This window comes from Sphingomonas edaphi (genome assembly GCF_003583725.1).
Lineage (GTDB): Bacteria > Pseudomonadota > Alphaproteobacteria > Sphingomonadales > Sphingomonadaceae > Sphingomicrobium > Sphingomicrobium edaphi.
The window spans coordinates 390,871-404,121 of sequence record NZ_QXTF01000001.1 but is presented as its reverse complement, the minus strand read 5'-3'; the positions used below and the strand labels follow the sequence as shown (position 1 = coordinate 404,121).

Here is a 13,251-nt window from a genome sequence, read left to right as displayed (position 1 = left end):
GTCCGCGCAACATTGCGACCGACAAACGATCTGCTACGCAAGCGCGTCATGACGACTTCTCATTTGATTGCCCTCGCCGTCGGCTACTGGCTCGGCTCCATTCCCTTCGGGCTATTGCTGACCCGGCTGAGTGGTCGTGGCGACATAAGGGAGATCGGGTCGGGCAACATCGGCGCCACAAACGTCCTGCGGACCGGATCAAAGGGACTGGCCGCTCTGACGCTGCTCCTTGACGCTGCCAAGGGTGCGTTGGCCGTGATGCTGGCCCATCGTTTCTGGCCTGAAGCTGTCAGCTATGCTGCGGCAGGTGCCCTGGTGGGGCATCTTTATCCGGTGTGGCTGCGCTTCAGAGGCGGGAAGGGCGTAGCGACCTTGCTCGGAATCCTGATTCCGTTGCTGCCCGTCGCGGCGGCAGTCTACGCACTGGTCTGGATCGGGCTGTTGCTCGTCATCCGCATTAGCTCGGTTGCAGGCATGGCCGCAGCAGCAAGCGCTCCAGTTACTGCCGCGATAGTGGGCGAGACCGCGCTCTTTCCGATGCTGCTTGGTTTTGCACTGCTGATCATATGGAAGCACAAGGATAACATTCGGCGCCTTGCTAAAGGTGAGGAGCCCCGCGTGGGCCGCAAGGCAAAGTGACGTGCACGCGCCAGGTTTGCTTAACCGGTTACGGCTAACTCGCACGCCCGGCATCGCACCCATAGCCTATCGCGAAATCATGTTCCGCTTTGGTATTGAAGCGGCACTGAAAGCCCTTCCATATTTTGCCCCCAGAGATCGCTGCGGACGTGCCGGAAGCGCCTCGGCCGATTGGCGGCGTGCTAGCGCTCGTGCGCCAAGCGAATGGGGAGGGCCCGGCGTGCGGATGAACGCAAAATTCAATGGGCGGGTGCTCCCCGAAGACTGGGCTCGCTCGTCGCCAGTCCCGTCAACATCTCTTCCGCCAATCTGGCGCCCACGCGAGCGCGCCCCAATAGTTGCTGGTGGAGCTGAGCTCGACGAGCGTTTTGAGCGTAGCGCGGCGGCAAGGCCAGTCTTCCTTAGCGGCTTGACGGCCAGCTGTGCCGCCCGACAATCGCGCGTACGTACGTAAAGGAATGCGCCAAGTTGAAACTCGTCGTCGTTGAATCGCCTGCCAAGGCGAAAACCATCGAAAAATATCTCGGTCCAGGCCACCGTGTGCTGGCCAGCTATGGCCACGTCCGCGATCTGCCGCCGAAGGACGGATCAGTGAACCCCGAAGACGGCTTCGCGATGGATTGGGAGACCTACCCCGACAAAGCAAAGCAACTGAAGGCGATCAGCGATGAGGCGAAGAAGGCCGACGCCCTAATCCTTGCGACCGACCCCGATCGTGAAGGCGAAGCAATCAGCTGGCATGTCCAGGAAGTGCTTAGAAAGAAAAAGGCACTTCCCCAAACGGTTGAGCGCGTCACTTTCAACGCCATCACCAAGTCTGCGGTGACCGAGGCGATGGCCCACCCGCGCGGGCTCGACGAAGATTTGATCGATGCGTACCGGGCCCGTCGCGCGCTCGATTATCTGGTCGGTTTCACCCTTTCTCCGATTTTGTGGCGCAAGTTGCCGGGGGCCAAGTCGGCCGGCCGAGTGCAATCGGTGGCACTTCGATTGATCGTCGACCGCGAGCGAGAGATCGAACTCTTCAAGGCGCAAGAGTATTGGCAGGTCTCGGCAACCTTCGAAGCTGACGGAACGCCGTTCACGGCGCGCCTCGTCGGGCTGGACGGGAAGAAGCTGGACCGCCTGTCCATCGGCGACAAGGGATCGGCCGACGCTGCAAAACAGGTGGTCGAAGACGGCCGGTTTACGGTTGCCTCGGTCGAGACCAAGCCCCTAGCCAAGAATCCGCCGCCGCCGTTCACAACCTCTACGCTGCAACAGGAAGCGGCGCGAAAGCTTGGCTTTTCCGCGAGCCACACGATGCGTCTTGCACAGTCGCTCTATGAAGACGGGTTGATCACCTACATGCGCACGGACGGGGTCCAAATGGCAGGGGAGGCGATCAGTGCCGCCCGTAAGGTCATCGCGGACCGTTATGATGCGGGTTATGTTCCCGACAAGCCGCGCCAGTACAGCAGCAAAGCAAAGAACGCGCAGGAAGCGCACGAGGCAATTCGTCCGACGGATTTTGCCAAAGATCGCGCGGGGTCGGGCGACCACGCTCGTTTGTACGCGCTGGTGTATAATCGCGCGCTTGCCAGTCAGATGGCGTCGGCCCGGTTAGAGCGAACCACGGTCGAACTGACCGACGGGGCCGGGCGGGCGACGCTTCGCGCGACGGGACAGGTCGTTCTTTTCCCCGGTTTCATGGCCCTTTATGACGAAGGTCGCGACGATCCGCAGGATGAAGAATCGGGCCGCATGCCCGCGCTCCGTACCGGCGATTCACCAGTGAAGACGCGTGTCGATGCGGTGCAAAGCTTTACCCAGCCGCCGCCGCGCTTTTCGGAAGCGAGCCTGGTCAAGCGACTGGAAGAGCTCGGCATCGGCAGGCCCTCGACCTACGCCGCCACTCTGCAGACGCTCAAGGACCGCGAATATGTGCGGCTCGATAAGCAGCGATTCATTCCTGAAGAGAGCGGGCGGCTCGTTACCGCGTTCCTCGAGCGGTTCTTCGAACGTTATGTGAACTACGACTATACGGCCGAGTTGGAAGAAGAGCTGGACGATGTGTCTGGCGGCCGGCTGCGCTGGCAGAAAATGCTCGAGGACTTCTGGCGCGACTTCAAGCCCAAGGCGGGCGAGGTCATGGACCAGAAGCCCTCGGAAGTGACGGCGGCGCTCGACGAATTCCTTGCGCCCTACCTGTTTCCTGACAAGGACGATGGCAGCGATCCACGCGTTTGTCCGCTATGTGGGATAGGAAGGCTAGGTCTTCGCGGCGGAAAATTCGGCGCCTTCGTCGCCTGCTCAAACTATCCGGATTGCAAATATACGCGCCGCTTTGGCCAGGGCGAGGAAGCGGCCAGCGATGGGCCAGCGGAGATCGGCAACGGCATCGAGCTCAAGAGCGGGCGTTTCGGACCTTATCTGGAGCGTGACGGCACGCGGGCGTCGCTTCCCAAGGACGTACCCCAGGACTCGCTCACGCTGGAGATGGCGGAAAAGCTGCTGTCCCTACCGCGCGAAATTGGCGCTCACCCCGAGACCGGCCTACCCATCGTCGCGTCGATCGGTCGTTATGGCCCCTACCTGCTGCACGACGGCAAGTATGCGCGCTTGTCCTCTACCGCCGAAGTGTTCGACACCGGAATGAATACGGCGGTCGTCAAACTGGCGGAGGCGGCGGCAGGCGGCGGCCGTTCGCGAGGCGCCTCACGTGAGCCGATTGCCGTGCTCGGTGCGCATCCTGAGTCGGGCAAGGAGCTCAAGGTGCTGGAAGGCCGCTTCGGACCGTACGTCAGTGACGGCGCAACGCATGCAACCTTGCCGAAAAGCGCCGATCCAAAAGCCGTGACGCTGGGCGAGGCCATCGCACTGATCGATGCCAAGGCAGCGAAGGGGCCCGTGAAAAAGGCGAAGCGCAAGGCTCCCGCGAAAAAGAAGAAGAAAGCCTAGCGCATGCTGCAGGTGCGGCATTCCGGATCGGCAACGAGCCGGATCTGGCGCCAGGTCAAGGTCGCACCGTCGAACAGGTGAAGGGTTCCGGCTGCATCCGGGCCGATGCCGGAAAGCGCCCGTATCGCCATGAGCGCGGCGAAATTGCCGACGGTTCCCGTCAGCGCGCCGAGTACGCCGAGCTCAGCGCAGGTATCGCAATCGTCCGTGTCGAAGGCGTCGCCTACGAAGCAGCGATAGCAGGGACGACCGTGAAATAGAGCGACCTGACCCTGGAACTGCTGTGCGGCTGCCGATAGCAGGGGAATGCCGAGCGAAACCGCAACATCACTGACAGTCAGGCGCGTGGCGAAATTGTCCGTGCCGTCGAGGATCAGGTCGTGCCCAGACAGCAAGGAGGCAGCATTGTCCCCGTCGATGCGCGTCTTGATGGCGCTGAACCTAACGTGCGGATTGCGCGCCCTCGCAAAATTGACCGCCAGCGTCGCCTTGGCATTCCCAATGTCCGCTGTTTCATAAAGCGGCTGCCGCTGCAGGTTTGACAGGTCGACCGTATCTGCATCAATGATCGTCAGCTGTCCGATACCGGCTCCGGTAAGAGCCGGGATAACGGCTGCACCGATCCCACCCGCGCCAACAACCGCCACCTTGGCCTGCTTCAGCCGAAGCTGGCCGGCTCCGCCAAGCTGGGGAAGAACGATATGCCGCGCGTAGCGGTCAAGCTCGTCGTCAGAGAGAGCCATGACCGCCGGTCGAGCCGAACCCGCCCGCGCCGCGCTCCGTTTCGCATAGCTCCTGTACCTCGTCGAACTCCGCGAGGGTCACGGCAGCCGGAACCAGTTGGGCGATGCGCTCGCCGCGGCGAATAGGGAATGCGTCGCGGCCGTGATTGATCAACAGCACCTTGAGCTCCCCGCGGTAGTCGCTGTCGATGGTGCCAGGAGTGTTAGGAACAGTGATGCCATGCTTGAAGGCGAGGCCTGAGCGGGGGCGAACTTGGATTTCGTAGCCTTCGGGAATGGCGACGCGAAAACCCGTCGCAACCGCATGCCGCTCCCCCGGCTGCAAATCAACGTCCTCAGCCGCCACAACATCCATGCCTGCCGCACCTGGTGTTGCATAGGTCGGCAAGGGCAGCCCCTCCCCGTGGGGGAGGCGCGTCAGTCGAATACGGATGGTCATGAAAGTTCCTGTGCTATTCGGGAAATCAGGTGTCGCGCGACGTCTTCCTTGGCGGCTTCGGGCCAATCTTCGACCCCGTCCGTTGTTACCAGATGGACGCGATTGCGCGAGCCGCCCATCACATCGCCCGACACGTCGTTGGCGACGATCCAGTCTGCCTTCTTCGAAGAGAGTTTTGCCTGCCCGTTTGCGACCACATCTTGGGTTTCCGCCGCGAAACCGATTAGCAGGGAGGGGCGATCGGGTCGTGCCGCCAGCGTCGCCAGTATGTCGGGGTTGGGCGAAAAGTGCAGCATTGGAGGTCCCGACGACTTCTTGAGCTTCTCCGCCGCCGCTTCGACTCGCCAATCGGCAACTGCGGCAACCAGAATGGCGACATCAGCGGGAAGCGCCTCAGCAACGGCATCGGCCATCTGCTGCGCCGTTTCGACATCGATGCGGACCACGCCGCCTGGCGTCGGCAGGGCGACAGGACCGGAAACGAGCGTCACCCGCGCTCCCGCCTGAGCCGCCGCTTCGGCAATGGCAAAACCCTGCTTGCCGGACGAACGGTTGGCAATCACGCGCACCGGATCGATCGGCTCGTGGGTTGGGCCTGCGGTGACGAGGACATGCTTTCCCGCCAGCAAACCGGACTCGGCAGGGGTATGGCGAGAGATGCTGCCAAGGAACGGCTCCATGCGCCGGTAGATATCGTCCGGCTCGGGCAACCGGCCCGGACCGAACTCACCGCAGGCCATTGGACCCTCATCTGGCTCCAGCACCGTGGCCCCGTCGGCCTTCAGTTGGGCGATGTTCCGTTTCGTTGCTTCATGTTGCCACATGCGGACGTTCATCGCCGGCGCAACGACTACCGGCTTGTCGGTTGCCAGCAGTAGCGTGGTCGCTAGGTCGTTGGCGTGGCCGCTCGCCATCCGCGCGATGAGGTCGGCTGTCGCCGGACAAACGAGAATAATATCCGCGGCCCGTGAGAGTTGGATGTGGCCCATCTCTGCTTCGTCCTTCAGGTCCCACAGCGACGTATAGACAGGGCTTTCTGCAAGCGCGGCTAGGCTCATCGGGGTTACGAAGTGGGCGCCCCCCTCGGTGAGGACGGGCGTAACCCGATGGCCTTCCTTACGGAATAGACGGATTAGTTCGGCCGCCTTGTAAGCCGCGATTCCGCCGCCAACGATCAAGAGGATGTGGCTCATGAGGCTGGATATGGAGTGCGGCGCATGGCCTTCGCAAGGTCAGACACAGCCTTGGGTAGAAACACCAGCCCCATGAAAGACAGCGGCGCCGCGATCAGCGCCCAGTAGAATGTGTCGGCGCGCGCAAAGAGCGCCAGCATCGCGCCATACCCAAGCAAGAGTAGGAATGCCCTCAACGCCCAACCCGTTCGAACCGATGCCCAGCCGAACAGGGATAGCAGCAGCAGCGACGCGGCCAGAGCGTCGGGCAGCTGGATTCCAAATGTGACCTTGGCAAGGCTTTTGAGCGCAAAGTGGACGCCGAGTAGGCCCGACCAGCCCGGCGACGCCGGATCCTGCGGTTGAATGACTTGCCCAACCCAGTATCCATGCAGCGTCAGATAGCCCGCAAAGACCGCAACGATTGCCGCCCAACCTGCCGCTTCGCGCCAACGCCGTTCAATCACCGCCAGCCCGCCCATCGCTAGGATCATCGGCAGCGAAAGTTCACGCACCATCAGGGCCAGGCAACCCGCAAGGAGAGCAGGCCAGGCGCGGGTAGGGCGTCGTAGCGCGATCATCAGCGCCATCAGGAGCGCCGCCCAGCTTTCATGGAACAGGCCGGTCATCGGCTGCAGCAGGCCACCTAGGCCGCCGCCGATCAGCACCATCGATGCACCCAAGAGTGGCAGCTGCAGTATCGGCTTCAGCAAAACCCACCAGGCAACAATCAATGCCGCGGACAGGGCCCAGACCAGGCCAATCATCACCGGCTCTCCAAGCGCGGCGTAGATGGTGGCATGGGTCGGCAGGCGGACGGTATAGAAGGGCTTCAATGGGTAGTTGGCGGCGCGCTGCTCTCGGGCGGCGGCGTCATAATAGCTCTCGCCGCTGCGAACGTCTCTAATGATGTCGCGATAAAGCTGGAGGTCGCTGTGCTGTGCTTCCGATGTCCGGAGCTTGGGCGCGGGGGCCCGTTCCGGTGACCAGCTTGCGAAGGCAATCAGCGCAACCAACACCGCTACGACGACGAAAGCTGGACCCCGGCTCCACCCTTCGAACCTCGTCTGGAAGCCCCCCAGCTCCACGTCAGGCGACCAGGGAGTAGGTGACCCCTGCCGCAACCGCAGCGGATATCGCCGCGATTGCCAAGGGCCCAAGCCAATTCTTGCGCTCGATTACTTGCACATCGGCGAGTGGTGGTGGCGGTGGTGCCGCGCCGGCGGGCGGGTATGCGGCATCGATGCGCCTGATGAGGTCCGGGATCACCTTGAACGCGCGAACCGTCTCGACAATGCGGTCGGCATAATAGGCCTCGGGCCCCAACTCGGTTCGCAACCAGTCCTTCAGAAAGGGCTCGGCCGCTTCCCACATGTTGATGTCCGGATCGAGCGCAGTCGCCACGCCTTCCTCCATCACCATTGTCTTTTGCAGCAGGAGCAGGTGCGGCTGCGTCTGCATCTCGAAGTCGCGCGTAATGCTGAACAGACCCTCCAGCATCCGGCCGATGCTGATGTCCTTAACCGGGAGGCCGCGGATCGGCTCACCGACGGCCCTAAGTGCGGTCGCGAATTCGTCGACATTGTGATGGGCGGGGACATATTGCGCTTCGAAATGTATTTCGGCGACGCGGCGATAGTCGCCCGTGATGAGGCCATAGAGAATCTCGGCAAGCCACAACCGGGCGCGCCGATCGATGCGCCCCATGATACCAAAATCGATGACGGCTAGTCGGCCGTCGGACAGTGCGAACAGGTTTCCTTGGTGCAGGTCGGCGTGGAAATAGCCGTCGACAACTGCCTGGCGCAGGAAGGCGCGAACCAGGATGAAGGCCAACTGCTTCGGGTCGTGTCCGGCGGCAATCAGTTCGTCGCGCTTGGACAGCTTGATGCCGTCCAGCCATTCCAGGGTCAGGACCCGCCGAGCCGTTCGTCCCCAGTCAATTTCTGGAACGTGGAAGCCGGGCTCGGCAACCATATTGTCGCGCAGCTCTGACGCGGACGCGGCTTCCCGTTGCAGGTCCAGCTCGCGCCGTGTCCATTGTTTGAAATGAGCGATGACCATCCGCGGTCTGAGGCGCTCGGCTTCATCCCCGCCGTGAACTTCGACATGCGCAGCTGCCCATTCATAGGTCTCAAGCGCTCTTGCGAACTCATCCTCAATCCCCGGCCGAAGCACTTTGACGGCGACCTGCCGCCCTTCGGTGGTAACCGCGCGATGAACCTGCGCTATGGAAGCCGCGCCGACTGGAACTTCGTCGAATTCCTTGAACAGAGTTTCGAGCGGCGCTTCCAGCGCCAGTTCAATCGCTGCCTTGATCGCCGGGAAGGGCGCCGGGGGAAGAGAATCCTGCAGGCGCAGCAGGTTTTCCGCGGCAGCCTCGCCGACCAGGTCGGGCCGAGTCGCCAGTGCCTGACCCAATTTGATCGCTGCCGGGCCAATCTCCTGCAGGGCAGCGGCGTAATCCGGCACCGCGGGCTGGCGCGTTCCAAAGCGGGCAAGCCGAACCAGGCGGCGCACGTTCGGCGGAGTGAGCGGGTCGTGCTCGATCCCCTGCAAGGCGCCGTGCCGGGCAAGCGTCCGGCCCCACCGTAGCAGGCGCCAAAGATGCGTGACGGCTGCGGTCAAATCAAATCTTCCAACCGCCGTGAATGGCGACCAGCCCGCCAAGGATCGGCTCGACGCTCGTCGACTTGAAGCCGGCGTCCTCGATCATCTTGCGGAAGGCCTCCATGCGCGGGAATCGCCGAATGGATTCGACGAGGTAGCGGTAGCTGTCTTCGTCCTTGGCGACGACCTTGCCGATCTTGGGGATCAAATGTTCCGAATAGCGATCATAAAGTTCGCCAAAACCGGGCCATTCGCTGGTCGAAAATTCGAGGACATAAAAGCGGCCGCCACGCTTCAGAACGCGGTGCGCCTCTCGGAGGGCCGCGGGAATGTCGGTAACATTCCGGATCCCGAACGCGATCGTGTAGGCGTCGAAATTGGCATCGCCGAAACTTAGCGTTTCGGCATTTTCAACCTGCCAGGTCAGCCCGTCGATCCCGCGGCTTTCGGCGCGCTCCATTCCGACGGCCAACATGTCGGGATTGATATCGCTCACGGTGACGGCGGCGCCTTTGGCCGCCATACGGAAGGCGATGTCCCCGGTTCCGCCTGCCATATCGAGGATACTCTCGCCCGACCGCGGCTTCACCTTGGCCACAAAGCGGTCCTTCCACAGCCGGTGCATACCGCCCGACATCAGGTCGTTCATCACGTCATAGTTTCGGGCAACAGAGGTGAAAACGCCGCCGACGCGCTTTGTCTTCTCTTCGGGCGTGACCAGTTCGTCACCGAAATTGACCTTGTCCATGACAGCGCCCTAGCAGGGAGATTGGAGGGGCGAAACGCCTCTTGTGCCGCAAAGGATGTCATGCCCGAACTTCCCGAAGTCGAAACCACTGTGCGTGGGCTGGAACGTGTGTTGAAAGGGCGGCGTCTAACCCGCGTGGAAGCCCGGCGGGGCGACCTGCGCCGCCCGTTCCCGAAGGATCTGGGCCAGCGGCTAACAGGTTCGACGGTCACGCGACTGGGGCGCCGCGCCAAATATGGGCTCGTCGACACCGACCGCGGCGACACCATGGTCTTCCACCTTGGGATGTCTGGTCACTGGCGAGTCGATCCAGCGTCACTGGACAAGCATGATCACCTTGTCATCGACCTGGACGACGGGCGCCGCGTCAGCCTTCGCGATCCGCGCCGGTTCGGATCGATCGATCTGGTCGCGACCAAAGACCTCGCCGATTGGCCGGCATTCACGGCGCTCGGACCCGAGCCGCTCGGGGAAGAAGTCGATGGCGACTGGCTGAGGCGCAAATTCGACGGCCGGATCGCCGCGGTGAAGCTGCTACTGCTCGATCAGCGCATTGTAGCGGGCCTTGGTAATATCTATGCCTGCGAAGCGCTGTTCCGCGCGCGCATCGATCCGCGAAAGCAGGCCGGGCGGATCGGGAAGGCTAAGCTCGCGGCGCTGGCCGATGCGATCCCAGCGGTTCTCAAGGATGCCATTGAAGCTGGAGGTTCGACGCTACGCGACTTTATCGCTCCCGATGGCGAACTGGGCTATTTCTCGAAGCAATTCGACGTCTATGGACGGGAAGGGGAGCCGTGCCGCGATGGCTGTGCCGGGAAGGTCAAGCGGATCGTCCAGGGTGGGCGTTCGACCTTCTTCTGCCCGTCCTGCCAGAGGTGATGCCTCCGGTTGACGCGAATCGCCCTTCCGGCTAGGGGAGCGCCACGCCGGTGCGACCCACACGGGTAACGCGCCGCTTTTTCTTTGATACACATGAGTTTGTGAGGACGATCGATGGCGAACACGCCGCAAGCCAAGAAGCGCATCCGCCGCAACGCTAACCGTGCGGCGATCAACGGCGCCCGCGTCAGCCGTATCCGCACCTTCATCAAGGCCGTCGAGTCGGCGATTGCTGCCGGTAAGAAGGACGATGCCGCCGAAGCGCTAAAGAAGGCCCAGCCGGAAATGGCTCGCGGCGTTGCGCGCGGCGTGCTGCACAAGAACACCGCGTCGCGGAAATTCTCGCGCCTGACCAAGCGGGTCGCCTCGCTCGGTTAATTGCGCGTTTACGTTCTGTTTCGAGACGGGCTGTCGGTTTACCGGCGGCCCGTTTCTTTTTGATGACTCAAAAAAGTCTAGGGATTCCCGCGATTCGCGAAATCGTCATTTTGGCGTTCCCGGGATAAATGCCAGAAAACTGCCAATTTCGATGGTTTTTGGCCGCTTCCCTCTGTCAAGTCCGTTTATTTCATGTTGATGAAAATTCGGGTCTTGAATCCCGCGCCCCACACTTTCAAAACGGCCTTTCCGGCGGCGAATCCCGCACCGGGGGGCTAGCGACTGGGAGCGACCTGGACGTGCCGACTCGTGTCGGCCGCGACGGTGTCCCATGTCCGGCAAAGTTAGGTTTGGGGAGGCGCGCGCCAGTGCACGGCAGTCGGGAAAATTTGTCTTTGTCCGACGCCGGCATTCCAGTCAGCGACCATGGCGTTCCCGCCCCGCTCGAAGCGGCCTGGGAATCCATTCGGGCCGGCCTCCGGCGTGACTGCGGCGCGCGAACTTTCGACGGCTGGCTGAAGCCAGCCGAACTCGGCGCCTTCGACGGCGAGTCAGGCGAGTTGGAAATCGTCATGCCGAGCCAGTTCATGGCGGACTGGGTGCGAAACCACTTCGGCGAGCGGCTGGCCCTTGCATGGCGCTCCGTACTGCCGATCGTTCGCGACGTGATGGTCACGGCCGCAGCAGACGGGCCGCGCCCGTCGCCGCTGCTGATCCTCGAGGAAATTCCGGCCGCGCCCGTGGCGCCGGCCGAGCGCGATCCGGCAGCTCCCAACTTCGATCCGCGCTACCGATTTGAAACCTTCGTCATCGGCAAGGCGAACGAAGTAGCTGCCACCGCGGCACGCACGCTTGCGACCGCGGACAGCGTGGCGTTCAATCCGCTGTTCATTCATGGCGGCACGGGCCGGGGCAAGACCCACCTGCTGCATGCAATCGGCCAGACCTTCCTCGAACGGCGTCCGGGCGCACGCGTCGTGTCGATGTCGGCCGAGAAGTTCATGGTCGAGTTCATTCGCGCCCTGAAAGAAAACGACACGATTGGATTTAAGGGCCGGTTGCGGTCGGCAGACTTGCTGCTGATCGATGACGTCCAGTTCATCGCCGGCAAAGATTCGACGCAGGAAGAGTTCTTTCACACGATGAACGAGATCATCACCGCGGGCCGCCGCCTGGTGATCACTTCTGATCGCGCGCCTCAGGACCTGGATGGGATCGCGCCGCGCATCCTGTCGCGCCTCAGCTGGGGCTTGGTCGCGGACATCAACCCAGCGGACTATGAGCTCCGCCTCAACATTATCGACGTCAAGCTTGGCGCTCTTCCGGGCATCGATATGCCCCGCGGCGTAGTGGAGTTCCTTGCCCGCCGGATCTCCAGCTCGATCCGCGAGCTTGAAGGCGCGCTCAACCGTATTGCGGCTTATGCGATGATGACGGGCCGCACGATCGACGTCCCGTTTGTCGAGGAAGTGCTGGCTAATGTGCTTCGTGCAAATCAGCGCCGCATTTCGATTGACGAGATCCAGACCCAGGTCGCTGAGCATTACCGCATCCGCAAGGCGGAGATGACTTCGGCACGCCGCGCGCGAGAAGTCGCTCGGCCGCGCCAGGTCGCCATGTACCTGTCCAAACAGCTGACGCCCAAGTCGCTTCCGGACATTGGCCGCCGCTTCGGTGGCCGCGACCACACGACCGTCATTCATGCGGTCAAGCAGATCGAACGCTTGCGTGCCGCGGACTCGGAACTTGATGCCGACATCCGCCTGCTGACACGCCAGCTGGAGGGCTGAGGGGGGTTAAGGGCTTAGGGTCGGTTCGCCGGCCAGCGCCCGATTGAGGTCCAGTCCCCAACTGGTCGGGGACCCGTCCAGACCAAAAGTCTGGACGGGTCCCGTTCTTTCCGTTGCGGCAAAGCGAAAGGCCTGCCAGGTTTCCCGGGCAGGCCTTCGTCTATGGGCGCTAGCTGGCGCTTACCCCTTGACCTTCCGTTCCGGCGGGACGGTAATCCGCACCGTTTCGCCCGACCGGCCGGGGAAGCCCGTAAACATGGCCTCAATTAAGTTGGGGACAATCGTGCCGAGGTTATCGGTTGCCGACTTCGCCTGAGCACGACCCTCAAACAGCGAAGCATTGTCCGCCTTGCGGCGAATGTTCACGTCGAGTTCGCTCTTGTAATAAGTGTAGGTCCGGACCGGGTCGCCGAACGGCGAATACCAGTAGGGATCATCCCAGCCCCAATAGAAGGCCGAGCGTGGCCCGTAGTAACGGTAGCGCGAATAGAAAGGCCGCCCGTAGAAGCCGCGATAGAATGGATCGTAGCGGTTGTATCGGAACGGATCCTCGACCACGGCGAGGTTACCGTCGTCGACCTTATACCCGACCTGAACGACCATCGTTGCATCGTTGACCGAGGAAGCTCGCGCATAACCTTGCGCCTGCATTGCCTGCGAAACTTGCTCCGCATAACGAGAGAATTCCAGGCCGCCCATATTGCGGGCATCCATCGGGACCACCACGAAGCTCTGGCCCTGTGGAGCCGGCATCGCCTGGTAGCGGGAAACCTTGGTCGGGAAGCCCGTCGCACAGGCCGACAGGCTTAGCGCAGACGCGCCGAGCATGATCGCGGCGCCGAGTAGTTTGATACGCATAATTACATCCCCGAGTCGAAAAACTCTTGTCTCGCGGGAGGATAGCACGAACCGT

The 13,251-nt window shown here is 62.4% G+C and carries 13 protein-coding genes; 6 read left to right on the top strand and 7 right to left on the bottom strand.

Annotation, left to right across the window (positions count from 1 at the left end):
* The first annotated feature begins 48 nt into the window (after nucleotides 1–48).
* From plsY to topA, 3 genes are read left to right on the top strand one after another with little or no spacing between them, the layout of a single operon-like run.
* Nucleotides 49–639, top strand: a complete 591-nt coding sequence (plsY, locus tag D3M59_RS02070; protein ID WP_119531133.1) for a glycerol-3-phosphate 1-O-acyltransferase PlsY — start codon at nucleotides 49–51, stop codon at nucleotides 637–639.
* Nucleotides 605–1,093, top strand: a complete 489-nt coding sequence (locus tag D3M59_RS12405) for a hypothetical protein (protein WP_407695432.1) — start codon at nucleotides 605–607, stop codon at nucleotides 1,091–1,093. Before plsY ends, D3M59_RS12405 begins: the two co-directional genes overlap by 35 nt.
* A gap of 14 nt (nucleotides 1,094–1,107) precedes the next feature.
* The gene (topA, locus tag D3M59_RS02065) at nucleotides 1,108–3,579 is read left to right on the top strand and encodes a type I DNA topoisomerase (RefSeq protein WP_119531131.1); all 2,472 of its coding nucleotides are present in this window, start codon (nucleotides 1,108–1,110) and stop codon (nucleotides 3,577–3,579) included.
* Here topA and D3M59_RS02060 read toward each other — a convergent pair.
* Genes D3M59_RS02060 through D3M59_RS02035 form a run of 6 tightly spaced genes read right to left on the bottom strand, consistent with a single transcriptional unit; the run spans nucleotide 3,576 to nucleotide 9,291 of the window.
* Nucleotides 3,576–4,322, bottom strand: a complete 747-nt coding sequence (locus tag D3M59_RS02060; RefSeq protein WP_119531129.1) for a HesA/MoeB/ThiF family protein — start codon at nucleotides 4,320–4,322, stop codon at nucleotides 3,576–3,578. The genes topA and D3M59_RS02060 overlap by 4 nt on opposite strands.
* The gene (gene dut / locus D3M59_RS02055) at nucleotides 4,309–4,761 is read right to left on the bottom strand and encodes a dUTP diphosphatase (RefSeq protein WP_119531127.1); all 453 of its coding nucleotides are present in this window, start codon (nucleotides 4,759–4,761) and stop codon (nucleotides 4,309–4,311) included. The genes D3M59_RS02060 and dut overlap by 14 nt, the downstream gene beginning before the upstream one ends.
* A complete protein-coding gene (gene coaBC / locus D3M59_RS02050) occupies nucleotides 4,758–5,954 on the bottom strand; it encodes a bifunctional phosphopantothenoylcysteine decarboxylase/phosphopantothenate--cysteine ligase CoaBC (protein ID WP_119531125.1) in 1,197 nt (398 codons plus the stop codon). The genes dut and coaBC overlap by 4 nt, the downstream gene beginning before the upstream one ends.
* A complete protein-coding gene (locus D3M59_RS02045; protein ID WP_147416675.1) occupies nucleotides 5,951–7,057 on the bottom strand; it encodes a glycosyltransferase family protein in 1,107 nt (368 codons plus the stop codon). The genes coaBC and D3M59_RS02045 overlap by 4 nt, the downstream gene beginning before the upstream one ends.
* Nucleotides 7,023–8,561 (bottom strand): 2-polyprenylphenol 6-hydroxylase, encoded by a 1,539-nt coding sequence (ubiB, locus tag D3M59_RS02040; protein WP_119531121.1) that lies wholly within the window; start codon nucleotides 8,559–8,561, stop codon nucleotides 7,023–7,025. Before ubiB ends, D3M59_RS02045 begins: the two co-directional genes overlap by 35 nt.
* Before the next feature lies 1 nt (nucleotide 8,562).
* Entirely contained in the window at nucleotides 8,563–9,291 is a 729-nt protein-coding gene (locus tag D3M59_RS02035) for a class I SAM-dependent methyltransferase (protein WP_119531119.1), read from the bottom strand.
* Between the two features lie 60 nt (nucleotides 9,292–9,351).
* On the opposite strand from D3M59_RS02035, the gene mutM reads away from it, so the two are divergent.
* The 3 genes from mutM (at nucleotide 9,352) to dnaA (ending at nucleotide 12,338) form a co-directional block, all read left to right on the top strand.
* Nucleotides 9,352–10,170 (top strand): bifunctional DNA-formamidopyrimidine glycosylase/DNA-(apurinic or apyrimidinic site) lyase, encoded by an 819-nt coding sequence (gene mutM, locus D3M59_RS02030; RefSeq protein ID WP_119531117.1) that lies wholly within the window; start codon nucleotides 9,352–9,354, stop codon nucleotides 10,168–10,170.
* A gap of 114 nt (nucleotides 10,171–10,284) precedes the next feature.
* Nucleotides 10,285–10,548: a 30S ribosomal protein S20 gene (gene rpsT / locus D3M59_RS02025; RefSeq protein WP_119531115.1), complete on the top strand. Its 264-nt coding sequence runs from the start codon at nucleotides 10,285–10,287 to the stop codon at nucleotides 10,546–10,548.
* Nucleotides 10,549–10,958: 410 nt separating this feature from the next.
* Nucleotides 10,959–12,338 carry a chromosomal replication initiator protein DnaA gene (gene dnaA, locus D3M59_RS02020; protein ID WP_407695431.1) on the top strand — a complete coding sequence of 460 codons (1,380 nt, stop codon included), beginning with the start codon at nucleotides 10,959–10,961 and terminating at the stop codon, nucleotides 12,336–12,338.
* A gap of 180 nt (nucleotides 12,339–12,518) precedes the next feature.
* Here the strand turns inward: dnaA and D3M59_RS02015 are convergent, their stop codons facing one another.
* Nucleotides 12,519–13,196 carry a DUF4136 domain-containing protein gene (locus D3M59_RS02015; RefSeq protein WP_233543101.1) on the bottom strand — a complete coding sequence of 226 codons (678 nt, stop codon included), beginning with the start codon at nucleotides 13,194–13,196 and terminating at the stop codon, nucleotides 12,519–12,521.
* Nucleotides 13,197–13,251 lie beyond the last annotated feature (55 nt).

Bases quoted from the DNA above. Each gene is read 5' to 3' on its own strand.
- plsY (WP_119531133.1), top strand. From the start codon at position 49: ATGACGACTTCTCATTTGATTGCCCTCGCCGTCGGCTACTGGCTCGGC.
- D3M59_RS02060 (WP_119531129.1), bottom strand. From the start codon at position 4,322: ATGGCTCTCTCTGACGACGAGCTTGACCGCTACGCGCGGCATATCGTT.
- dut (WP_119531127.1), bottom strand. From the start codon at position 4,761: ATGACCATCCGTATTCGACTGACGCGCCTCCCCCACGGGGAGGGGCTG.
- coaBC (WP_119531125.1), bottom strand. From the start codon at position 5,954: ATGAGCCACATCCTCTTGATCGTTGGCGGCGGAATCGCGGCTTACAAG.
- D3M59_RS02035 (WP_119531119.1), bottom strand. From the start codon at position 9,291: ATGGACAAGGTCAATTTCGGTGACGAACTGGTCACGCCCGAAGAGAAG.
- mutM (WP_119531117.1), top strand. From the start codon at position 9,352: ATGCCCGAACTTCCCGAAGTCGAAACCACTGTGCGTGGGCTGGAACGT.
- rpsT (WP_119531115.1), top strand. From the start codon at position 10,285: ATGGCGAACACGCCGCAAGCCAAGAAGCGCATCCGCCGCAACGCTAAC.
- D3M59_RS02015 (WP_233543101.1), bottom strand. From the start codon at position 13,196: ATGCGTATCAAACTACTCGGCGCCGCGATCATGCTCGGCGCGTCTGCG.